The sequence below is a fragment of the Streptomyces sp. NPDC005181 genome (assembly GCF_040608395.1).
Lineage (GTDB): Bacteria > Actinomycetota > Actinomycetes > Streptomycetales > Streptomycetaceae > Streptomyces.
In genome coordinates this window covers 1-22,983 of sequence record NZ_JBEXID010000010.1, presented here as the reverse complement: position 1 = coordinate 22,983, position 22,983 = coordinate 1, and the positions used below count along the sequence as shown (strand labels likewise).

Below are 22,983 nucleotides of genomic sequence, written 5' to 3'. Positions count from 1 at the left end.
CCTCAGCGGCGGGCCCGTGCTCAGTTCGCGTCGGCCGCCTCCGGAGCGGGCGGGTCCAGGTGCGGGGCCAGCCAGGTGGGGACGCCGCCCAGGAGGCGGAAGAGGCGGCCCGCCTCGGCGCGCAGCCGCGCAGCCGCCTCCGGTTCCGGCTCGGCATCCGCCAGGGCGATGAGGGCCGGGGCCGTACCGACCAGATAGCCCAGCTCCTCCCGTATCCGCAGCGACTCGGTGAACCCGTGCCGGGCCTCGGCCAGTTCGCCCTCACGCAGCGAGAGCAGCGCGAGGTGGCGCCAGGTGGAGGAGAGCAGCAGTTCGTCGCCCTGGGCGGTCGCGCCGGCGTGCGCCCTGAGGTACGCGGCGCGGGCGGCCTGCGGCGAGTCGGCGATGTTCTGTGCGATCAGGCCCCGGCGGAAGTCGAGCAGCGGACGGGCCGGGGCGGCGGGGGAGAGCAGGGCCGCGGACCGGCTCAGCGCGACACGGGCCTCGTCGGCCCGGTCCCGTACCCCGAGAAGGGTCGACGCGTACGCCAGATGACCCCGTTCGCAGGCCGCGGCCCCGCGCTCGGCGTCGTCGTGGGCGAGGGCCTCGGCGGTGCGCAGGGCGTCCTCGGCATCGGTCCAGCCCTGGCCGGTGTACAGGCACCGTTCGATCAGCAGCGCCGTCCGCTGGAGCGCCGCGGCCGGATCGGTGGCGGCGTCGTGCTCGAGCAGAGCGGCGGCATCCGTCCAGCAGGCACGTGACCGCAGCCGCCATACCGCTGTCTGGAGCGGCGGATCGTCATCTGCTGTCGTTCCGGAACCAGACATGGCGGTATACGCCACATTGCCCTCCCCGAGCGCGGCATTGAGCTGTTGAGTCTGGCGGCATCTCAGCACGGAATGGCACTCCGGGCCAAGGGGTCAGGTGAATGAATTCACAATCGGCCGGTCGCGGGCAGGGCTGTGGTAGGTCCGCCGAGTCAGCTCATACGCAGGGCCAGGAAGAAATCGAGCTTGTCCTCCAGGCGGGAAAGGTCACGCCCCGTCAACTGCTCGATTCGCCCGACCCGGTAGCGCAAGGTGTTGACGTGCAGGTGCAGCCGGGCCGCGCAGCGGGTCCACGAACCGTCGCAGTCCAGGAACGCTTCCAGCGTCGGGATCAGTTCGGCGCGGTGGCGCCGGTCGTAGTTGCGCAGCGGGTCGAGCAACCGTGCGGTGAACGCACGGCGCACATCGTCGGGGACGAACGGCAGCAGCAGGACGTGCGAGGCCAACTCGTGGTGACCGGCCGCGCAGACCCGGCCCGGACGGGCTGCCGCCACCCGGCGGGCGTGCCGGGCCTCCTCCAGGGCGCCGCGCAGACCCTCGGGGGAGTGCACGGCGGCACTGACACCCAGTGTCAGGCGGCCGTCGTCGGCGAGGCCCGCGGAGAGCGGTTCGCGAACGGCGGCGAGCAGTGCGTCGGCGTGCAGCACCGGTTCGTCCTTGGCCGGCGTCGCACCGCCTGCGTCGTCGGCCTCCGCCAGGTCCGTGGCGTCGGCAGGCGGTGCGGCGAGGGCGGGCAGCGGTACGAGCGCGATGGCCTCGTCGGCGGTGTGCGCGACCGCGATCCGCTCGGCGGAGTCGGGGCCGGTGACCGCCGGGTCGACCAGGATCTCCTCCAGCAGTGCCTGGGCGACCGGGCCGCCCGCGACGCCGGATGCGACCGCTCCGCCGGGGGAGCCCGGCGCGCCCTCCGCGCCCCAGTCGACCCGGGCCACCACGACCTGCCAGTGCGGGGCGGTGCCCAGGCCGGGCAGCAGGACCGGGGCGGCGACCCGCAGCCTGGCCGCGATCTCGGCGGGTGCGGCGGCGGCCTGGACCAGTTCCAGGACTTCCTGGGCGAGCCTGCGGCGTACCGTACGGGCCGCGTCGCGCCGGTCCCGTTCGACCGCGATCAGCTGGGTGACGCCCTGGAGAAGATCCAGCCGGGCGGCCGGCCAGTCGCTCGCGTCGGCCTCGACGGCGAGCAGCCAGTCGGAGAGCACCGACTCGCGGACATCCCGGGATGCCGGGGCCGCACCCCGGCCGGTGTTGCGGATCGGGAACAGCGAATATGTGACGCCATCGACCGTGGCCCGGTGCGGACCCCGACGGCCGGTGCGGGTGGCGGCCAGATGGTGGCCCGCCAGCGTCGCGCCCACCGGTCCGGGCAGCGGCGCACCGGCGCCCGCGATCTGCCGGCCGGTGGGGGACAGCACCCAGGCGTGCAGGTCGAGGTCGGAGCCGAGCAGGTCGAGGACCACCTCGGGGCCGCCACCGGCCGGACCCGAGGTCATCAGCCTGCGGTGCCGGTCGACGACTGCCGCCAGATCGCCCGCCCGCTCCCCGGAGACCTGGCGCACCACGTACTCGGTGATCGTTGCGAACGCGACGGTCTCATGGACGGCGAAGAGCGGCAGCCGGTGCCGCTCGCACGCCTCGATCAGATCGCCCGGGATGTCGCCGAGTTCCGCCTCGCCCGCCGCGAGCCCGGCGACCCCGGCGCCCGTGAGGATCCGTACGAACGGCTCCGAGTCCGCCGCGTCCCGACGCCAGGCCAGACCGGTCAGGACCAGCTCGCCGCCGGTCAGATAGCGGCTCGGGTCCCGCAGGTCGGTGGTCATGACGCCGCGGACGGACCGGTCGAGCTCGTCCTCGCCGCCGAGCAGCCGCAGGCCCAGCGCATCGGTTTCCAGCAGTGCGCGCAGCCGCATGTCGTTGCCGCCGATCTCTTTCGTTGGTGCGGGTGAAAACTGGGTATTGCGGTGAGGTTACTGAGCCCCGCCATTCGTTCGAATCTACAAGACGAGGACGGAGACCAGCCAACTCCTTCATGGTTTCGGTGACTGCACCGCGTGGAGTCCCGGTTGTGTACTGGGCCACACACCGCGTTAACAGCACATGAACAAGCCAATCGAGGGCCGGCCGTCCCCAGCCCCAGCGAACGACCCGATTGAGAAGAAGAGAGCCACTCATGGACTTCCTTCGCCCCGCCAGCTGGGAGGAGGCGCTCGCCGCCAAGGCAGAGCACCCGACGGCTGTGCCCATCGCGGGCGGTACCGATGTGATGGTCGAGATCAACTTCGACCACCGGCGGCCCGAGTACCTCCTGGACCTGAACCGCATCGGTGAGCTGTCCGAGTGGGAGGTGGGCCAGGAGAACGTGCGGCTCGGCGCCTCCGTGCCGTACAGCCACATCATGGAGCACCTGCGGGCCGAGCTGCCCGGTCTGGCGCTCGCCTCGCACACTGTCGCATCGCCGCAGATCCGCAATCGCGGGGGCGTCGGCGGCAACCTCGGTACCGCGTCGCCCGCCGGTGACGCGCACCCGGCGCTGCTCGCCGCGGGCGCCGAGGTCGAGGCCGAGTCCGTGCGCGGGACCCGGATGATCCCGATCGACGTCTTCTACACCGGCGTCAAGCGCAACGCCCTCGCACCGGACGAGCTGATCCGGGCCGTGCACATCAAGAAGGCCGACGGGCCCCAGCAGTACTCCAAGGTCGGCACCCGCAACGCGATGGTCATCGCCGTCTGCGCCTTCGGCCTGGCCCTGCACCCGGAGACCCGCACGGTCCGTACCGGCATCGGCTCCGCCGCCCCGACACCCGTCCGGGCGAAGGAGGCCGAGGAATTCCTGAACGCCGCGCTCGAAGAGGGCGGGTTCTGGGACAGCCGCACGATCATCACGCCCTCCATCGCCGCGCAGTTCGCCACGCTCGCCGCCGGCGCCTGCAACCCGATCGACGATGTGCGCGGGACCGCGAGCTACCGCAGGCACGCGGTGGGAATCATGGCCCGCCGCACGCTCGGCTGGACCTGGGAGTCGTACCGCGGCAACGGCCGCAGCACCGAAGGAGCTGCCTGATCATGCGCGTCAATTTCACGGTCAACGGCCGTAAGCACGAGGCGGACGACGTCTGGGAGGGCGAGTCCCTCCTCTATGTGCTGCGCGAGCGGATGGGCCTGCCCGGCTCCAAGAACGCCTGCGAGCAGGGCGAGTGCGGCTCCTGCACGGTCCGCCTCGACGGCGTTCCGGTCTGCTCCTGTCTGGTCGCCGCAGGCCAGGTGGAGGGCCGCGAGGTCGTCACCGTGGAGGGCCTCGCCGATTTCGCCGCCCACCGCGCCGAGGCACACCCCGGCACCGGCTGCGCCTCCGGCGCCTGCGGCACCTCGCTCGACCGGGCCCGCCGGTGGGAGGCCAAGCCGGCCGCCGAGCAGTCCCGGGACACCGGCGAACTCTCCCCGATCCAGCAGGCGTTCATCGACGCCGGTGCCGTCCAGTGCGGCTTCTGCACCCCCGGCCTGCTGGTCGCCGCCGACGAGCTGCTGGAACGCAACGCGGAGCCGTCCGACGCGGACATCCGTGAGGCGCTCTCCGGCAACCTCTGCCGCTGCACCGGCTACGAGAAGATCCTCGACGCGGTCCGCCTCGCGGCCGCCCGCGCGGAAGAAACGGTCTGACGATGGGCGTTACCGGCTCCCCCACGAACATCCACCAGGGCACCCGCACCAAGGGCGGTATCGGCGAGTCCACGCTCCGCCCCGACGGCATCCTGAAGGTCACCGGCGAGTTCGCGTACTCCTCGGACATGTGGCACGAGGACATGCTCTGGGGCCACACGCTGCGCTCCACGCTCGCGCACGCCGACATCGTCTCGATCGACATCTCCGAGGCGCTCGCCACCCCCGGCGTCCACGCCGTACTCACCTACGACGACCTGCCGACCTCGGTGAAGAACTACGGCCTGGAGATCCAGGACACTCCCGTCCTCGCCCACGGCAAGGTCCGTCACCACGGCGAACCGGTGGCGCTCGTCGCCGCCGACCACCCGGAGACCGCCCGCCGCGCCGCCGCGAAGATCAGGATCGACTACCGCGAGCTGCCCGTCATCACCGACGAGGCGTCGGCCACCGCCCCCGACGCGATTCTCGTCCACGAGGGACGCAGCGACCACCACGCCGGGCACGTCCCGCACCCGAACATCGTCCACCGCCAGCCCATCGTCCGCGGCGACGCGGACGCGGCAGCGGCCCGCGCCGATGTCATTGTCAGCGGCGAGTACGTCTTCGGCATGCAGGACCAGGCCTTCCTCGGTCCCGAGTCCGGCCTGGCGGTCCCCGCCGAGGACGGCGGCGTCGATCTGTACGTCGCCACGCAGTGGCTCCACTCCGACCTCCGTCAGATCGCCCCCGTCCTCGGTCTGCCCGAGGACAAGGTCCGCATGACGCTCTCCGGCGTCGGCGGTGCCTTCGGCGGCCGCGAGGACCTGTCGATGCAGATCCACGCCTGCCTGCTGGCGCTCCGTACCGGCAAGCCGGTCAAGATCGTCTACAACCGGTTCGAGTCCTTCTTCGGACACGTCCACCGTCACCCGGCGAAGCTCTGGTACGAGCACGGCGCCACCCGCGACGGCAAGCTCACCCACATGAAGTGCCGCATCGTGCTGGACGGCGGCGCCTACGCTTCCGCCTCCCCGGCCGTCGTCGGCAACGCCTCCTCGCTCTCCGTCGGCCCGTACGTCATCGACGACGTCGACATCGAAGCGATCGCGCTCTACACCAACAACCCGCCGTGCGGTGCCATGCGCGGCTTCGGCGCGGTCCAGGCGTGCTTCGCCTACGAGGCACAGATGGACAAGCTCGCCGCCGAACTGGGCATGGACCCCGTCGAGTTCAGGCAGCTCAACGCCATGGAGCAGGGCGCCCTCCTGCCGACCGGGCAGGTCGTCGACTCGCCTGCCCCGGTGGCCGAGCTGCTGCGCCGGGTCAAGGCCCGGCCGCTGCCGCCCGAGCGCCAGTGGGAGGTCGCCGGCGAGGAGGCCGACGTACGGGCCCTGCCCGGCGGTCTGTCCAACACCACCCACGGCGAAGGCGTCGTACGCGGCATCGGCTACGCGGTCGGCCTCAAGAACGTCGGGTTCTCCGAGGGCTTCGACGACTACTCCACCGCCCGGGTCCGCATGGAGGTCGTCGGCGGCGAACCGGTCGCCACCGTGCACACCGCAATGGCGGAGGTCGGGCAGGGCGGCGTCACCGTCCACGCCCAGATCGCCCGTACCGAGCTCGGCGTCGCCCAGGTCACCATCCACCCGGCCGACACCCAGGTCGGCTCGGCCGGATCCACCTCCGCCTCCCGGCAGACGTACGTCACCGGCGGCGCCGTGAAGCACTCCTGCGAAGCCGTCCGCGAGAAGGTCCTGGAGATCGGCCGCCGCAAGTTCGGTACGTACCACCCCGCCTGGGCCACCGCCGAGCTGCTCCTCGAAGACGGCAAGGTCGTCACCGACGGCGGCGAGGTGCTGGCCGATCTGGTCGACGTACTGGAGGGCGAGGCGGTCGACATCGAGCTGGAGTGGCGGCACCGGCCCACGGAGGCGTTCGACCTGCGCACCGGCCAGGGCAACGGCCATGTCCAGTACTCCTTCGCCGCGCACCGCGCCGTCGTCGAGGTCGACACCGAGCTCGGCCTGGTCAAGGTCATCGAACTGGCCTGTGCCCAGGACGTCGGCAAGGCACTCAACCCGCTGTCCGTCGTCGGCCAGATCCAGGGCGGCACCACCCAGGGACTGGGTGTCGCCGTCATGGAGGAGATCATCGTCGACCCGAAGACCGCGAAGGTGCGCAACCCGTCCTTCACGGACTATCTGATCCCCACCATCCTCGACACGCCGACCATCCCGGTCGATGTGCTCGAACTCGCCGACGACCACGCCCCGTACGGGCTCCGTGGCATCGGCGAGGCCCCGACCCTGTCGTCGACCCCGGCCGTCCTCGCGGCGATCCGGAACGCGACGGGCCTGGAGCTGAACAGGACGCCGGTGCGCCCCGAGCACCTCACCGGCACCTGAGAGCCGCTCCCGCGAACTCTCCGGGCGGTGCGTGCCTGCCAGGAACGTCACACTTCCGCCGCCCGTACCGCCCGGAGATCCGGAGTACCGCACCGCTCGCGGTCCTCGGCGCCACCGAGCAGTACCCGCAGTACCGCTGTGCCAGCAGTACCCGCATCACCGAGCAGTACCCGCACATCCACTCTGCATGAACAGTTCGTCTCGGGCCGTCCCCCGGGTCGTGCAGCCAAGCAGTCATCCCAAATCCCGCATTCGGAGTCTCCATCGCGGGTGCCCCTGTGAACCTTGGGAGTCAGGCATCATGACCCAGCAGTCAGTGGAGCCCAGGACCACCGCGGAGGAGGCGGGCCCCGGCTCGCGCATCCCCGCCGGCAGATCCTGGCTCGACCGGTACTTTCACATATCCGAGCGTGGATCCACCGTCGCGCGCGAAGTGCGCGGCGGCGTCACGACCTTCATGGCCATGGCGTACATCCTGCTGCTCAACCCGCTCATCCTCGGCGGCAAGGACGTCGAGGGACATCTGCTCAGCCAGCCGGGACTGATCACTGCCACCGCGCTCGCCGCGGCCGCGGCCACCCTGCTGATGGGCTTCGTCGGCAAGGTGCCGCTGGCGCTCGCCGCCGGTCTCAGCGTCTCCGGCGTCCTCGCGTCGCAGGTCGCTCCCGCCATGACCTGGCCGCAGGCCATGGGCATGTGCGTGATGTACGGCCTGGTGATCTGCCTCCTGGTGGTCACCGGCCTGCGCGAGCTGATCATGAACGCGATCCCGCTCCCGCTGAAGCACGGCATCACCATGGGTATCGGGCTCTTCATCGCCCTGATCGGCCTCTACAAGGCCGGGTTCGTCGGCAAGGGCTCGCCGGCCGGACCGCCCGTCGCCCTCGGCATCAACGGCGAGCTGGCAGGCTGGCCCGTCCTGATCTTCTGCGTCACCCTCCTGATGATCTTCATGCTGCAGGCCCGCGCCGTCCCCGGAGCGATCCTGATCGGCATCGTCGTCGGCACCGTGATCGCGGTCGTCGTCCACAAGGCGGCCGGTCTCGACGCCAAGGCGTGGAACATGTCCCCGCCGGAGCTGAACGGCAGCGCGGTCTCCGCCCCCGACTTCTCCCTCTTCGGGAAGGTCGAATTCGGCGGCTGGGGCGATGTCGGCGCGATGACCGTCGGCTTCATCGTCTTCACCCTGGTGCTGGCCGGCTTCTTCGACGCGATGGCCACCATCATCGGTGTGGGTACGGAGGCGAAGCTCGCAGACGACAAGGGCCGGATGCCGGGCCTGTCCAAGGCGCTGTTCATCGACGGCGCCGGCGGTGCGATCGGCGGTGTCGCGGGCGGCTCCGGCCAGACCGTGTTCGTCGAGTCGGCGACCGGTGTCGGCGAGGGCGCACGGACCGGTCTCGCCTCCGTGGTCACCGGCCTGTTCTTCGCGGCCTGCCTCTTCTTCACCCCGCTCACCGCGATCGTGCCGCCCCAGGTCGCCTCCGCGGCCCTGGTCGTCATCGGCGCGATGATGATGCAGAACGCCAAGCACGTCGACTGGAGCGACCGCGCGATCGCCGTCCCGGTCTTCCTCACCGTCGTGCTGATGCCGTTCACGTACAGCATCACCCCGGGCGTCGCCGCCGGTGTGATCTCCTATGTCGCCATCAAGGTGGCACAGGGCAAGATCCGTGAGATCGGCGGTTTCATGTGGGGTCTGACGGTCATCTTCGTCGTCTACTTCGCACTGCATCCGATCGAGAGCTGGCTGGGTGTCAACTGACCCCCGCCCCTGAACACCACGCTTAAGGAGACACGCCATGCTGGACATCGCCGAAGAGCTCCACCGGTGGGTCGGGCAGGGACGCGAATTCGCCGTCGCCACCGTCGTGGCGGTCGGGGGGAGCGCGCCCCGGCAGCCGGGAGCCGCCCTCGCCGTCGACCGCGACGGCACGGCGATCGGGTCGGTCTCCGGCGGGTGTGTGGAAGGCGCGGTGTACGAGCTGTGCCAACAGGCCCTCGACGACGGCACCACCGTGCGGGAGCGGTTCGGCTACAGCGACGAGGACGCCTTTGCCGTCGGTCTGACCTGCGGCGGCGTCATCGACATCCTGGTGACACCGGTCCATGCGGACGACCCCGCACGCCCGGTGTTCGCCGCCGCGCTCGCCGCCGCGGCGGCAGGGGAGGCGGCGGCGGTCGTACGGATCACCGACGGGCCGGCCGAGCTCCTCGGCCGGCCCCTCCTCGTCCACCCCGACGGTTCGTACGAGGGCGGGCTCGGCGGACATCCGGAGCTGGACCGCACCGCGGCGGCCGAGGCCCGCGCGATGCTGGACGTGGGCCGGACCGGCCCCCTCACGATCGGCGCCGAGGGATCGCGCTGCGGCCGGCCGCTCGGGCTGCTCGTCGAGTCGAGCGTCCCACCGCCCCGGATGATCGTCTTCGGGGCCATCGACTTCGCCGCCGCCCTGGTCCGGGCCGGTAAATTCCTCGGGTACCACGTCACCGTGTGCGACGCCCGGCCCGTCTTCGCGACCGAGGCCCGCTTCCCCGACGCCGACGAGGTGGTCGTCGACTGGCCGCACCGCTATCTGGCGGCCACTGCCGTGGACGCGCGCACGGCCCTGTGCGTGCTGACCCACGACGCAAAGTTCGACGTCCCGCTGCTGGAGACGGCGTTGAAGCTGCCGGTCGCGTACGTCGGGGCGATGGGCTCGCGCCGCACCCATCTGGAGCGCAACGAGCGGCTCCGCGAGGTCGGCGTCACCGAACTCGAACTGGCCAGGCTGCACTCGCCGATCGGTCTCGATCTCGGCGCACGCACCCCCGAGGAGACCGCCCTGTCGATCGCCGCCGAGATCGTCGCCGACCGGCGCGGCGGCAGCGGAGTCCCGCTCACCGGCGCGCATGCCCCGATCCATCACGAGAGCGGGCAGCCGGTGGCCGGGCGCATCTCTTCGGTGGCCTGACCCGGACGGCCGAACGTTTCCGGCACCTGCTCCGTCATAGGAGCGAGAAACGGAGCTGGGAATGGGCCGATGGCGCAGAGCCGAGTCCCCGGACCGTGGACCGACCCTTGCGGAATCACTGGACACCGGGCGGGTACGGGCCGTACTCGCCCTCGGCGGCGTGCCCTGGGACGAACTGGACGACGGAGTCCAGCAGGTACGGCTGAAGCTGATCGAGGAGGAAGCGAAACGGGGACGGCAGCAGATCAGGGAACCCTCGGCGTGGATCAGTGTCGTCGCCTCGCGGGTAGCGATCGACTGGCACCGTGCGCGCACCCGTGACGCGGGACTGCGGGAGCGGCTGACCGAGCGATGGGAACGACAACCGCCCGCCGAACACTCCGAAGAACACCGTCTGCTCGCACTGAGCGTCGCCCAGGGCCTGGACACCCTGCCTCCGGCGCAGCGGCAGATACTGACGCTGCGCTTCTACGCCGACCTCACCGTTCGTGACATGGCACGGCTGCTGGGCATTCCCGAAGGAACGGTCAAGAGCAGGCTGCACGCTGCCGTCACTGCCGTGCGGGCTCCGCGACCGCGCGGGCAAGCCGATGGACGGCTATGTCGTCCTCGGCGAGCTGAGCGACCCGTATCTCAACCTCATACCGGTCTCCGGCGACACCACGCTGCGGCTGCCCCCGGGCACCTACACCTCCTGGGCCTCCGTCGACGTCGACGGTGACCGCCCGGACTCGAAGGCCGTCGCCTTCCTCGCGGAACCCGAGACGGTCCTCGACAAGCCGACCACGGTCACGTTGGACGCGTCCAAGGCCCGCAAGGTCAGTGTGCGGACGCCGAAGGAGACCGAGATCCGGCAGCTGCGCTACGACATGGCGCGCACCGCGCCGGACGGCACGCTCCTGCGCGACGCGTACCAGATCCCGGTGGCGTACGACCAGCTGTGGGCAAGCCCCACCAAGAAGGTCACTCAGGGCGACTTCAGCTTCCTGACCCGCTGGCGCCAGGGCGAGAAGCAGATCGATCTGTCGGTCGACGGCCGTGATGTGCCGGTCGCCGTACAGGGCGGATCGCCCGTCGCCGAGGACAGCAGTCAGACGCTGACCGCGGTCTTCGCGGGCAAGGGCGCCGAGAGCGACTACACGGGTCTGAACGTCAAGGGCAAGGCTGTCGTCGTCCGCCGCAGCGACGCGGTGGCCGCGGCCGACCGGCTCGCCAACGCGCTCGCCGCGGGCGCGAAGGCGCTCTTCGTCGTCAACGACGGACGCGGTGTGGCGATGGAGTGGTACACCGAGTACGGCACCACGACCACCATCCCGGTCGCCTCGGTGCAGCAGCTGGCCGGCGAGACCCTGATCAAGGCGGTCACGCGGGGCGAGCAGCTCACCATGATCCAGCGCAGGTTCGCCCGGTACGTGTACGACCTGGTCGACCGCCACAACGGCGCCGTCCCGGACCGCTCGCTCGCGTTCGCCCCGACGACCCGCAAGCTGGCGAAGGTGGGGAACACCTTCTACGGCCACAAGGCCACACTCGGCGGGGGCTACCGCTACGACATTCCGGACTACGGGCCCGGCATCGGCTTCGCGGAGTACGAGAAGTTCCCCGGCACCCGCGACGAGTGGGTCACCCCGCTTCCGGGCGCCTCCTTCTGGTACGAGGACCACTCGGTCTTCAACGCCGCGGAGACCGGTTTCGCGCACGAGGTGCGCAGCGGCGAGATGGACTACACGGCGGGTCGCACCTACCCCGCCGACTGGTTCGCGCCGATCAGCCGCCCGCGTCTGGGCACCGGCTTCTGGGGTCCGTTCCGTTCCGTCACCAACGACATGCAGTTCAACTTCACCCCGTGGACGGACTCGGGCGCGGGCCACTCGGGCTCCATGCCGGAGGACGAGTACGACACCACCACCACCGCCTTCTACCAGGGCGACACACTGATCCGGAAGGTCGCGGGCCGGGCCGGATACATCGGGAACCTGTCGGCGGAGAAGCTGCCGTACCGCTTCGTCCTCGACTCCACCCGCGACGGCGACATCTGGAAGACTTCCACCCGCACCCACACCGAGTGGAGCTTCGTCTCGGGCCAGATGGACCAGAACGGGCCCTGGCAGGCCGACCTCCCGCTGCTGCAGCTGGACTACAAGGTCGACACCGACCTCGCCGGTGACGTCGAGGCCGGCCAGTGGACCGAGATCGGTCTCGCCTCCGGCACACAGGAGTGACTGGACGGCGCGGTGAAGGCGAAGAAGGCCTCGCTGTCGGTCAGCTACGACGACGGCAAGACCTGGAGCGCCACGGAGCTGCGCAGGACCTCCGAGGGCACGTGGACCGCCCGGTTCCAGACGCCCAAGAAGGCCGGCGGCTTCGTCTCGGTCAAGGCGCACAGCGAGGCCGGGAACGGGCTCGGCATCGACCAGGAGATCATCCGGGCGTTCGGTCTGAAGTGACCGTGGCCGAAGTGGCCTGCTGAGCTCCCTGCTTGAGGCGGCTCCGCACCCCCGACCGGGGAGCGGAGCCGCCTCTCTGCCCGGCCCCATGGCCGAACTCCTCACCAGGCCCGCTCCGACCGCACTGCTCCTGACCGAATTCCGGCGCATGCTCGACGGGAGCAAGGCGACGCTGTCCGGCGGACGAGTTCGAAGCGAGCCCGGCGTCGACGGCTGCGGCAAGGCCCGAGCGCAGGCAACGGGAACATCACCGGCGGGCCCGGCTGAATGCGAACGCCGCACAGAGCAGCACCGGGGTCGCCGCGAGCGTGAAACACACCGCGAGCGGCAGCCGGCCCACCAGCAGACCGACCGCGGCCGTACCCCCCGAAGACCCGGCATTGACCGCGGTGTTGACCCAGGCGCCGGCCTGTGTGCGACTGCCCTCGCCCACGGACTCGTCCGCGATCAGATATGCCGTGGTGAGGGCCGGCGCGACGAACAGTCCGGCTGCGGCGACCGCGGCCGCCAGGACGTACACGTTCGGCGACACTCCCGCCGCGACCAGGGACACCCCCAGGGCCGTGCCAAGTGCTCCCAGCCGTACCCGACGTGGCATGCGCCATGAGACGGCTCCGTAGGCCAGACCGCCGACCGCGCTCCCTGCGGAGAGCGCCGCCAGCACCCAGGCCACCGAGGCGCCCTGATGACGGTCTTCGGTGAAAGCCACGACGAGTAGGTCGAGGGAGCCCAGGCACAGCCCCAGGCCGGCCGCGACCACGACCGCGTGACGCAACCCGACGGCACCGAGCAGTCGTTTCCCGGAGGGTTCGGATGGCAAGAGGGGCGTCGCCCTGGTCGGGCGGCCGCCCGTACCGCGCACGGCCGGGGACGACACCAGCGCCGACGCGCCGACGAGTACGAGCGCGGCGCTGACGGCCACACCGGCCGCCGGCTCGGCGGTCCTCGCCAGCAGACCCACCAGCAACGGCCCGATGACGTACAGCAGTTCCTCGGCCACCCCGTCCAGGCTGTACGCGCGCTGCAGCAGTTCCCGGTCGGGTACCAGGCTGCTCCACACGGTCCGCATCACGGGCCCGAGCGGTGGGGTGCAGGCACCGGCCGTGACAGCCAGCGCCCCCAGCCGGAGCCCTGAGCTGCCGGGCTGCCAGGTGGCAATACGCCAGGGCGGAGAGGAGCAGAGCATAGGCGGCCCCCATGGGCAGTAGTGCCCGGCGTGGCCCGTACCGGTCGATCAGTGCGGCACGGACGGGCGAGAGAAAGACACTTGTTGCCCCGAACAGGGCCATGACAGCGCCCGCCACGGAGTACGAGCCGGTGGCGTCTTTGACCGCCAGCACCAGGGCGAGGGAGACCATCCCGTACGAGAGCCGTCCCAGCAGTGCGGCGCCGAAGGTGCGGGAGGCATGACGGGTACGCAGGACGGCTGCGTACGAGGGAGCGTGCGAAGGCGAAAGCATGAGGGCTGTTCCTCGGGAGGCAGCGCGGAGATACGCGCTGTGCGTGTGCGGGGACGCCGGAGTGCCGCACCTGGTGTGGTGGGGTGCGGTCGGTGCGGGGTCCTAGGCACGGGGGAGGAACATGCGTGGCAACGCAGCAGGCGACCGGTCGGCGCGGACACCCTGTAGGAGGTGTCCGCGGACACCTCCTACAGTCGGTCCGCCCGGCGGCCTGTCCAGGAACTCCTCGGCGGTCCGCGGCAGAGGTCAGGTGTGCCCGACAGGGCCGATGTGCCGGGCACCTGACGGCCCACCTGTGGGATTCACCGGCCGGAGTCCGGTCGTTCGTCTCGTCGGGGACGCCGTCCAGCGGCTGCGTTCCGGGACGCGGGGTCAGCGTCCCGCGTGCAGCGCCGCCCAGGTCTTGCTGCCCGCGATCCCGGTGACCGGCAGCCCCCTGTGGGTCTGGTAGGTGCGCACCGCCGTCAACGTGGCGGGACCGAAGGTGCCGACGGCGTTCACGCTCGTGCCGAGCGCCGCGGCCAGCGACCGCTGGAGCCGCTTCACATCGGCGCCCGAGTCGCCCTGCTGCAGCGTCGGAGTGGGGCCGGCCGACAGCAGCGCGGTCCAGGTCTTCGGGCCGACGATGCCCTGGGCGGGCAGCCCGTGGCTCGTCTGGTACGCCTTCACCGCGCTCAGCGTCGCCGCGCCGAAGTTCCCGTCCACGACGCCCGCGGCGAAGCCCTGCTTGTTCAGCAGCTGCTGCACCGCCTTGACCTGGGCGCCCGACGCCCCGCTCTGCAGGACTGTGTACGAGGCGAAGTCCAGCCCGTCGCTGCCGCTGCTGCTGCCGCCACTGTCGCGGTCGCCACTGTCGCCGTCGCCACTGTCGCCGACGACGAAGCTCATGTAGCGGTTCCAGTCCCAGTACCGTCCCGGGTCGACGTGGTCGGTGCCCGGTGCCTCGCTGTGCCCGATGATGTGGGCCCGGTCCTTCGGGATCCCGTACTTGTCGCACAGCGCGCTGGTCAGCGCGGCCGAGGAACGGTACATCGTGTCCGTGAACCAGGACGGGTCGTCGATGAACCCCTCGTGCTCGATGCCGAGCGCCGAGGCGTTGGCTTGCTTCGCGTGAAACGCAGTGTCGCTGTCGCGCACCGTCTGGGTGACCTGCCCGTCGGAGGAGCGGACCACGTAATGGGCACTCACCTCGGACGTGGGGTCCTGGAACCACTTGACGGAGCCCGCGTACGAACCCTGCGTGACATGGATGATCACCCTGTCGATGGTTGCCGTCCGGCCGACGGAGAAGTTGTGCGCGTCGGCCGGGACCCACTGCGCCGTCGAGTGGCCGGCGATCGCGACGCGTACGTGCCGGGCGGCGGCGGGTGACGCCGGAGGAAGTGCGGCCGGGGCGGCGGCGGCCGGTGTGCCGGTCGCGGTCAGCGCGGTGACGGCGAGGGCCGCCAGGACGGATGCGCGGCCCCCTGTGTGGGCTGCGGCTCGTCTGGGCATACCTGCTCCTGCTCTGTGGGGGGAGAAGAACGGCCCCCGGACCCGAGTGGGGTGGGCCGAGGGCCGTGACGCCCGGTCAAGATATATATGTGTCCAGGGCATGACAATGATCTTCAGGCGTGTCGAACTCCCTTTCACTCCAATGGGGTTGGCCGACCGAGTGGAATCTCTCCACTCGGAGCCGTGGATTCGTACACCTGGACGGTCAACCACCGCACGGGGGAACGCGGACCGGACACCTGACCCCGAAGGCGTATAAAGGGTCGCCCCCGGAACCGGCCGGCGTCCCCCGGTGGCACGTGCACCTCGCACGGCAGGCGTCACCGCGTACGACAGCGGAGGAGTGCCCTCATGAGCACAGCAGAAGAGATCAGCACCTTGCTGGTGTCGAACTTCGGAACCGATCCCCTGGCGATCCGGCCGGAGGTGCCGCTCCATCAGCTCCGCCTGGACTCACTGGCTCTGGAGGAGCTGCGGCTCCTGATCGAGGACCGCATGGGGGTCGATCTGGACGATGTCCAGCTGAACTCGCGGGACACCTGGAGCCGGCTGGTCGAGACGATCCACGGCAAGGCGGCCGCGTGACAACCCGCCCGGCCACCGAGAGCCTGGTGGCCCGTCCCGCCGCCGAGAGCTTGGTGGCCAGACCGGTCGCCGAGGACGCGATGGCCCGCCCGGCCAGCGGGAGCCCGGCGGTCCGTCCGGTTGCCACGCGTCGGATCCCGCCGCAGCGTCTGGATCCGTTCAGCGCCGCCGTCACCGGAATCGGTCTGGTCACCGCCGCCGGCGTGGGCACCGCCGCCACCTGGCGCACCGTCTCCGAGGCAGTCGGCGCGCCCTCCGTCCTGCGGCGTCCCGAACTGGCGGATCTGCCCTGCGACTTCATGTACACCATCACCGGCCTCGACACGAAGGCCGTCCTCGGCGCGGCCACGCACCGGCTGATGGACCGCTTCTCGCACCTGGCCGTCATCGCGGCACGCGAAGCCGTCGCCGACGCCGGACTCGACCCCTCGGTGTGGGACGGCGGACGGGTCGCCGTCGTCATCGGCTCCGCGCACGGCGGACTGCCGTTCTACGACGAGCAGCACGCCACCCTCGCCGGACGCGGCGCGCGCCGTGTCTCCCCGAAGCTGGCCCCACTGACCGTCGTCAACGGCGCCGCCAGCAGCGTCGCCACGGACCTCGGCGCCCGCGGCCCGAGCCAGGCCGTCTGCACCGCCTGCTCCTCCGGCACCGTCGCGATCGGCACCGCCCACCAGATGCTGCGCACCGGCGCCTGTGACGTCGTCATCGCGGGCGGCGCCGAATCGGTCTGCTCCAGGCTGCTGATCGCCAGTGCCTGCCAGCTGAAGGCCGTCTCCACCCGTCGTGACGACCCCGAGGCGGCCTGCCGCCCCTTCGACACCCACCGCGACGGCTTCGTCGTCGGCGAGGGCGCCGGCCTCCTGGTGCTCGAGCGCCCGGAACACGCCCGCGCCCGCGGCGCCACGGTCCGCGCCCACATCGCCGGATACGGGGCGTCCAGCGACGCGTACTCCGCGGTTGCCCCCGACCCCGAAGGGCTCGGCATCGAACGGGCGCTGCGCACCGCCCTCGCCGACGCCGGGATCGACGGCGCGGACGTCGGCCATGTCAACGCCCACGGCACCTCGACGGTCGCCAACGACCTCATCGAGGGCACGATGCTCCGCCGGGTCCTCGGCGGCCACCCCCTCGTCACCTCGACCAAGGCGATGACCGGGCATACCCTCGGCGCCGCAGGCGGCATCGAAACGGCGTTGACCGTGCTCGCGCTCCAGTGCCAACTCGTGCCGCCCACGGTCAATCTGGACGCACCCGACCCGGCGATCCCCATCGACGTGGTCAGCAAGGAGGCCCGGCCGGGCCAGTTCGACGTCGCCGTCAAGACCTCGCTCGGCTTCGGCGGCCACAACGCCGCGCTCGTCCTCACCAGGGCCTGATGCAGAACGGAAGGCCCCGCATGCCCGAGGAGACTGTCCGGACCCTGTCGGTTTACGGACTGCGATTCGGCTACCGACTCCTGCAGCAGCCGGCACCACGCACCGAACCGGTCGTCATCCTCGGCGGTGCGCTCCAGGGAATGTTCGGCTGGCCCCAGATGGACAACCACGTGGGGGCTGTCGCCGACGTCGTGACCGCCGACCTGCCCGGCATGGGCGGGGCCGACGCCCTCCCGGCCGTCCCCAGCGCCGGAATCATGCGCTCCGCCCTCACCAGGATCATCGACGACCTGGGTGTGGAAAGGGTCAACCTCTTCGGCTACTCCTACGGCACCTCGATCGCCCTCCAGTGCGCTCAGCACAACCCGGGCCGCATCGCCCGGCTGATTCTCGGCGGTGTGCCCTCCCACATCGACGACAGCCAACGCGCCCACTGGCGACGGGCCGAGGACCGGCTGAAGGCCGGTGACCTCGACGGTGCCGCGACCCTCGCCGCCGAGGGGCTGATGTGCCTCGACCCGGACCGCCAGGTCCACCGAAGGGAGCTGGCGCTGCGCTACGTACGCCGCTCGCTCCTGCACGCGCTGTCCCGTTCCCCCGCACGCCGCGGACTCGGTGAGCCGCGTGCTGGGGGACCCGCCGGACTTCTCCGGCGGACTTGCCGGCGTACCCGCCCTGGTCTTCGCCGGCGAGCACGACACGGTGAGCTCGCCCGTACAGCAAAGGGAGTTCGCCGCCACCATCGAGGGGAGCCGGTTCCTCACCATGACGGAGTCCGACCACTGGGTCGTCCTCGAACGCCCCGACGACGTGGCGGATCTCGCGGCCCGCTTCTTCACCGACCGCCCCCTCGACACCGCCCCGGGGCTTGCCGCACTGCCGCGCCCGCGCCGGGCGGGCCACGGAGCGGCGGTTCCCGGATTCGCCCCGAAGCGCTGAACTCGTGGCACCGAGCCGATGGTGTACGGGCGGGCCTTCATGGCCGGCGACGCCGTCCGCAGTGTGCCGCCGACCGGGGTCAGGGCCCTCAACCTCGCCTCGCCGTCGGCACCCGTCGGCAGATCTCCCGGCTCGGCCGCATCGCCGGATCCTCCCACGCTGCGGCCGAGCCGGCGGAGAACCATGCAGGGCTGTACATCTCCCGATGGCCCGCACCTCTCCTGATGCCCGCCGGGCGGGCCGGTCGGATCAGTGGTGACCGTGGTCCGGAGCGTTCACGTCCACGCGCACGATCTGCGGGTCGTGGTCGCTCGCCTGGTCGGCGAACTCCGCGTTGATGTGCACCACGTCATAGTCGAAGCGGCGGAAACCGGGGCTGAGCAGGATGTGGTCGAGGGTCTGCGAGTTGCCCTCGTACACATAGCTGTACTGCTCGTTCTTCGGCAGCGTCGTGATCAGCGGCTTGAGTGCCTTGCCGCCGGTCAGCGCGCCCATCGTCGGTGAGAACGCGAAGTCGTTGAGGTCGCCGAGCGTGATGACCCGGGCCGACTTGTCCGCTGCCAGCAGCGACTTGACGAAGGTGTTGACCTCCGTCGCCTGCTTCACGCGCTTCGTCTCCGAGCTGCGCGTCGGCTCCTGGTAGCGGCCGTGCAGGGGCTGGTCGCCGCCCTTGGAGGCGAAGTGGTTGCCGATGACGAACACCGGCTTCCCGTGGAAGCGGAACTCGCCGACCAGCGGCTTGCGGCTGTCGTTCCAGGCGTCGCTGGTCGGGGCGATCCGGCCGGGCGAGGCCGACAGGGTGACGCCCTTCTTTGTCTCCACGGCCGTCACCGCAGTGGTCGCGTCGCCGCCCGGGCGGTCCACGAAGTCGACCCGCTCGGGGTTGAAGAGGAAGACGTTACGGATGTTGCCGCCGGGCTCGCCGCCGTCCTTGCCGTTCTCGGGGGCGATGTAGCGCCACGCGTACTGCGGGCCGCCCGCCGCGACGATCGCGTCGGTGAACCGCTTGAGCGTCGCGTCGGAGCCGACCGTGCCGTCGTTCACCGCACCGTTGTCGTCCTGGATCTCCTCCAGCGACACGATGTCGGGCGAGGAGAGGTTGACCGCGACACCCGCGGCGAGGGTGTCGAACTTGCCCTGCTCGTCGAGCGCGTCCAGGTTCTCCACGTTGTACGTGGCGACCGCGAGCTCCTTGCCCTTCTGCTTCCGGGTGACCTCGCGCCGCAGGTGGTGGTCGGTGAGCGTGCCGAGCGCGGTGGCCTGGAGGTTGTAGCCGCCGAAGGAGTCGTAGTCCAGGACACCGGTGGTGGTGCCGGACAGCACGTCGCCCACGTTCGCGACGGGGATCGGGCGGGTGGCGTCGAGGGACATCACCTTGATGCGGCCGGTGTTCTGGTCGGTGTACGAGGAGTACAGCGTGCCGCCGCGCCGGGTCGGGTTCTCGTTCGGCTTGATGGTCACCCACACCTCGTGGTACGCGGTCGTCGCGCCCGTGACCCGGGTGTCGGCGATCTCGACGCGGGTGCCTTCGAGCGACTCGTAGAGGTCGAGGGCGTACGTCGCCGGGTCGAGGGCCAGCGCGTCGACCGATGCGCCGTCCGCCGAGGGGACGTATGCGTCCGGCACCGAGGCGGCGTCGAGCACGACCGGCGCGGGCAGTGCGTTGCCCGACGACAGGACTGTGACCCTGGGGGCGGTGATCTCCGTGACCGACTGGGTGGTGGCCGACGGGTAGTACTCGTCGACCTTGCCGCTGACCAGCACCGAGTCGCCCACGGCGACGGCCGGTGCGGCGGAGCCGGTGTAGACGAAGACCCCTTCGCCCGTGCGGGGGTCCGCGTCCGGCGTGGCGTCCTGGATCCAGAAGCCGCGCGAACCGCTGGTGCGCACACCGGTGACGATGCCGGGGACGCCGGTCACCGACTGGCCGTCCAGCGGCGAGACGCGGGTGGTGCCCTGGATGTCGTGCACCCGCACGGTGCCGGGCTCGGTCGGGTTTCCCGGGTCGCCCGGTCCCGCACCGCCGGACGTCTCACCGGCCGCATTGACCGGTGTCGGGGCCCCCGCAGACAGGTCGGCCGCATTGTCGTCGGTGTCGGCGAGCGATGCGGCGCGCGCCACGGAGGCGGTGGCGGAAGTACCCGTCACCGGCCCGCTGCCCTCGCGTACGACCGCGGAGCCGTAGCCGACGAGGTCCACGATGCGGGTGTCGGCTGCGCAGTCGGCCGCGGTCTTGCAGGTCAGCGGGGTGGTGCCGGAGACGAGGGCGACGGTGCCGCTGGTCGCGGACATCGCGACGGTGCCGGTCGCGTCCGGGGTCGGCAGAGCGACGGTGCCGCCGGTGCCCGCGGCCTGGGCGACCAGGTAGCGGCCGCCGGGGGCGACGGCTCCGGTCAGCGCGGAGACCTGCCACAGGGAACCGGCGGACGGCGAGCCCGGCAGATACTGGACGCTGAAGCCGGACAGGTCGTACGCGGAGGAGCCGGCGTTGGCCAGCTCGATGAAGTCGCGGGTGAGCGTCGCACCCGAGTTGCCCCCGCCGCCGTACACCTCGGAGATCACGGCGGTCGAGGACGGGGCCGCGAAGGCGGCAGGCAGAGCGGTCGCCGAGAGCGTCACGGCGACCGCGCCGGCCAGCAGGACGGAACGCGGTCTGGATATCTGCACGGTGAGCTGCCCCCCAGAGTGTGATGAGAGGCCACAAGCTATGCGCGTAGAACAGGCCATGACAAGGCATCAGAGGTTAATTCCAGAAATCGCTCCGCCGTCCAGGCGCCTGGCCGGCCGCCCGTGATTCGACAAGCAGTCAAAAGGTGGCTGAACGTGCGGTTTCGCCATGTGGGGTGTCCATGATGCGGGCAGCAGTTTGACCGGGTTACGTCATTCCGGCTACGTTGCCCGCCATGCAGCGATCCGCACACCTGACGACTCGAGGTCATGTCGACCTCAAGCGTGTGTGCTCCGCCGCGTGTCACCAGGCCTGAGAGCACGGCGCCCGCGCGACCGGCCACAGGCGCACCCTCGGGTGCCGCCCACCGGACCCTCGCAGGGTGTTTCTCTCCACGGGAGAAGCAGAGCCCGCTCACCGTGCCCCGCACGGCAGCAGCGGTCTGCCACGCGCTCCTTCTCCGACGAGCGCGCACCGCGTCGCCCGCTGCCACCGAGGACCTGGAAGACACTGTGAAGAGTCTGTCTGCGGCCGCCCGCCGAGCCACCCCCCTGCTCCGCTCCGACCTGCCCGCCATCGGCCCCGCCCGCCGCGTCTCGGGCACCGGCTCCGTACTGAGCGCGATTCTCGACCACGGCCCGGTCGCCAGGTCCACCGTCGCCCGGCTCACCGGCCTTTCGCCCGCCTCCGTGACCGGGCATGTCGGCCAGCTGCTCGCCCGCGGACTGGTCCGGGAGAGCGCGGAGACCGCGGGCCCCCGGGGGCTCGGGCGGCCGCACATCCCCGTGGAGATCGACACCGGCCGCTATCTGGTGGCCGGGGCGCACATCGCCGTAGCCCACTCGACCGTGTCCCTGATGGATCTGCGGGGCCGGATCGTCGCCGAAGAACGGCAGCCGCATCGGAGCACCGACCCGCACCGGCTGCTCGCCGCCCTCGCCGAGCGCCTTCCCCGGCTCGTGTCCGCGCGCGCGGCGGGGCGAAGCGTGCTGGCCCTGGGCATCGCCACCGGGCACCGGGTCGACCCCGTCGCCGGGGTGATCGTGGAACATTCACTGCTCGGCTGGCGCGATGTGCCGGTACGGGACGTCCTTTCCGCCGCGACCGGACTGCCGGTCCATGTGGACAGCCACTCCAGGGCGTTGACGCGGGCCGAGCAGATGTTCGGCGAGGCGTCGACCCGGGCCAGCACGGTGCTGCTGTTCATCGGTGCGGTCGTGGACGCTGCTTTCGCCACGGAGGGCGCCATGCACCGGGGGCCGCGTTCCGGGGCGGGCAGCGTCGCCCATCTTCCGCTCGGGGCAGGCGGATCCGGTGGGGCCGATCCGTGCTCGTGCGGGCGGTCCGGCTGTCTCCAGTCGGAGGTGTCGGAGCGGGCCATGGTGCGACGGGCGGCCGAACAGGGGCTGCTGGTTGCCTCGTTCGGGGAGCTGCTGGACCAGGCCCTGGCCGGCGACGCACGGGCGGTGGCGCTGTTCCGGCGCCGGGCCCGGCTGGTGGGCCGGGCCACGGCGCTGCTCCTGGACATGTTCGACCCCGAGGTACTTGTCGTGGTGGAACCCGGCGCGGGTCGCATCCCGCAGTGTCTGGCCGATCTCCGCGAACAGGTCGCGGAGCGCTCCTGGGTCTGCGACGACCCGGAGCGCGCGGTCGTGCCGAGCAGCTTCACCGGCTCCGTACTGGCCACCGCGGGCGGCGCGGTGGCGCTCGGAGCGCTGTACGTGGACCCGCTCGGCCCATGGCCCGCGCTTCCCGCTGTGTCCTGACGGAGCGACGCACCACCCGACTTAATTCAGGAAGTTGCATTGTTGACCGGGCCCGAGCCCGAACGGGATGATGGATTCATGACCAGCCAGCAGCGGAATTCCCGGTACGCGCCCTCAGCAGCGCGCCACCGCCGCGCGGCCGCGCCGGTGCGTATCGCCGCCCGGCGTTTTTGTTGTCGCTCCTGTCCGGGTTGCCGATAACCATCCGCTGAATTACGCGAACGGTTACGCGTGGATGTGCACTGCCTCAATTCGGCCTGCACTACCCGCACTTGTGCAGGATTCTCCTGTCATCCCTCCCTCATTCCCACCCTTTCTCTTCTCCTTCCCTCTGCCCTTTTCCAACCCGGTACTACAGCCGGTTGTTCACGTGACGTGATGGTGATCGGACTCGTTGGCGGTGCATGGGGCTGATGCTGCCGCCGGGTCTGGTCCGGCGCGATG

General features: G+C 71.1%; 11 protein-coding genes and 5 pseudogenes. 11 read left to right on the top strand and 5 right to left on the bottom strand.

Features of this window, described 5'->3' with window-relative positions; all coding sequences use genetic code 11:
* Positions 1–20: 20 nt before the first annotated feature.
* Both ABZV38_RS09740 and ABZV38_RS09735 read right to left on the bottom strand, forming a co-directional pair.
* Positions 21–806: a hypothetical protein gene (locus tag ABZV38_RS09740; protein WP_356326239.1), complete on the bottom strand. Its 786-nt coding sequence runs from the start codon at positions 804–806 to the stop codon at positions 21–23.
* A 152-nt stretch (positions 807–958) separates the two neighbouring features.
* Positions 959–2,713: a PucR family transcriptional regulator ligand-binding domain-containing protein gene (locus ABZV38_RS09735; protein ID WP_356326238.1), complete on the bottom strand. Its 1,755-nt coding sequence runs from the start codon at positions 2,711–2,713 to the stop codon at positions 959–961.
* Positions 2,714–2,973: 260 nt separating this feature from the next.
* Between ABZV38_RS09735 and ABZV38_RS09730 the strand changes: the two genes are divergently transcribed.
* The 7 genes and pseudogenes from ABZV38_RS09730 to ABZV38_RS09700 all read left to right on the top strand — a co-directional run.
* Positions 2,974–3,864, top strand: coding sequence for a xanthine dehydrogenase family protein subunit M (locus tag ABZV38_RS09730; RefSeq protein WP_356326236.1), 891 nt, complete (start codon positions 2,974–2,976; stop codon positions 3,862–3,864).
* A 2-nt stretch (positions 3,865–3,866) separates the two neighbouring features.
* Positions 3,867–4,460: a (2Fe-2S)-binding protein gene (locus ABZV38_RS09725; RefSeq protein WP_356326235.1), complete on the top strand. Its 594-nt coding sequence runs from the start codon at positions 3,867–3,869 to the stop codon at positions 4,458–4,460.
* Positions 4,461–4,462: 2 nt separating this feature from the next.
* The gene (locus ABZV38_RS09720) at positions 4,463–6,847 is read left to right on the top strand and encodes a molybdopterin cofactor-binding domain-containing protein (protein ID WP_356326234.1); all 2,385 of its coding nucleotides are present in this window, start codon (positions 4,463–4,465) and stop codon (positions 6,845–6,847) included.
* A 301-nt stretch (positions 6,848–7,148) separates the two neighbouring features.
* Positions 7,149–8,612 (top strand): NCS2 family permease, encoded by a 1,464-nt coding sequence (locus ABZV38_RS09715; protein WP_356326233.1) that lies wholly within the window; start codon positions 7,149–7,151, stop codon positions 8,610–8,612.
* 37 nt (positions 8,613–8,649) lie between these two features.
* Entirely contained in the window at positions 8,650–9,801 is a 1,152-nt protein-coding gene (locus ABZV38_RS09710) for an XdhC/CoxI family protein (RefSeq protein ID WP_356326232.1), read from the top strand.
* A 61-nt stretch (positions 9,802–9,862) separates the two neighbouring features.
* Positions 9,863–10,366, top strand: a pseudogene (locus ABZV38_RS09705) (sigma-70 family RNA polymerase sigma factor); the annotation flags it as partial.
* 1 nt (position 10,367) lies between these two features.
* Positions 10,368–12,248: pseudogene (locus ABZV38_RS09700) on the top strand (PA domain-containing protein); the annotation flags it as partial.
* 247 nt (positions 12,249–12,495) lie between these two features.
* On the opposite strand, the pseudogene ABZV38_RS09695 reads toward ABZV38_RS09700, so the two are convergent.
* Both ABZV38_RS09695 and ABZV38_RS09690 read right to left on the bottom strand, forming a co-directional pair.
* Positions 12,496–13,708 (bottom strand): annotated as a pseudogene (locus ABZV38_RS09695) (MFS transporter).
* A 372-nt stretch (positions 13,709–14,080) separates the two neighbouring features.
* Positions 14,081–15,028: pseudogene (locus tag ABZV38_RS09690) on the bottom strand (N-acetylmuramoyl-L-alanine amidase); the annotation flags it as partial.
* 525 nt (positions 15,029–15,553) lie between these two features.
* Here ABZV38_RS09690 and ABZV38_RS09685 point away from each other — a divergent pair.
* The 3 genes and pseudogenes from ABZV38_RS09685 to ABZV38_RS09675 all read left to right on the top strand — a co-directional run bounded on the left by ABZV38_RS09685 (position 15,554) and on the right by ABZV38_RS09675 (position 18,105).
* Entirely contained in the window at positions 15,554–15,787 is a 234-nt protein-coding gene (locus ABZV38_RS09685) for an acyl carrier protein (RefSeq protein WP_356326231.1), read from the top strand.
* A gap of 80 nt (positions 15,788–15,867) precedes the next feature.
* Positions 15,868–17,166, top strand: a complete 1,299-nt coding sequence (locus ABZV38_RS09680) for a beta-ketoacyl-[acyl-carrier-protein] synthase family protein (protein ID WP_356326355.1) — start codon at positions 15,868–15,870, stop codon at positions 17,164–17,166.
* A gap of 20 nt (positions 17,167–17,186) precedes the next feature.
* Positions 17,187–18,105, top strand: a pseudogene (locus tag ABZV38_RS09675) (alpha/beta fold hydrolase).
* A gap of 249 nt (positions 18,106–18,354) precedes the next feature.
* Here ABZV38_RS09675 and ABZV38_RS09670 read toward each other — a convergent pair.
* A complete protein-coding gene (locus ABZV38_RS09670) occupies positions 18,355–20,772 on the bottom strand; it encodes an endonuclease/exonuclease/phosphatase family protein (RefSeq protein ID WP_356326230.1) in 2,418 nt (805 codons plus the stop codon).
* 513 nt (positions 20,773–21,285) lie between these two features.
* On the opposite strand from ABZV38_RS09670, the gene ABZV38_RS09665 reads away from it, so the two are divergent.
* Positions 21,286–22,539, top strand: a complete 1,254-nt coding sequence (locus ABZV38_RS09665) for an ROK family transcriptional regulator (RefSeq protein ID WP_356326229.1) — start codon at positions 21,286–21,288, stop codon at positions 22,537–22,539.
* The last annotated feature ends 444 nt before the right edge of the window (positions 22,540–22,983 follow it).

Coding starts and splice junctions, on each gene's coding strand:
- ABZV38_RS09740 (WP_356326239.1), bottom strand. CDS start 806: ATGTCTGGTTCCGGAACGACAGCAGATGACGATCCGCCGCTCCAGACA.
- ABZV38_RS09720 (WP_356326234.1), top strand. CDS start 4,463: ATGGGCGTTACCGGCTCCCCCACGAACATCCACCAGGGCACCCGCACC.
- ABZV38_RS09715 (WP_356326233.1), top strand. CDS start 7,149: ATGACCCAGCAGTCAGTGGAGCCCAGGACCACCGCGGAGGAGGCGGGC.
- ABZV38_RS09685 (WP_356326231.1), top strand. CDS start 15,554: ATGAGCACAGCAGAAGAGATCAGCACCTTGCTGGTGTCGAACTTCGGA.
- ABZV38_RS09680 (WP_356326355.1), top strand. CDS start 15,868: ATGGCCCGCCCGGCCAGCGGGAGCCCGGCGGTCCGTCCGGTTGCCACG.
- ABZV38_RS09710 (WP_356326232.1), top strand. CDS start 8,650: ATGCTGGACATCGCCGAAGAGCTCCACCGGTGGGTCGGGCAGGGACGC.
- ABZV38_RS09735 (WP_356326238.1), bottom strand. CDS start 2,713: ATGCGGCTGCGCGCACTGCTGGAAACCGATGCGCTGGGCCTGCGGCTG.
- ABZV38_RS09730 (WP_356326236.1), top strand. CDS start 2,974: ATGGACTTCCTTCGCCCCGCCAGCTGGGAGGAGGCGCTCGCCGCCAAG.
- ABZV38_RS09725 (WP_356326235.1), top strand. CDS start 3,867: ATGCGCGTCAATTTCACGGTCAACGGCCGTAAGCACGAGGCGGACGAC.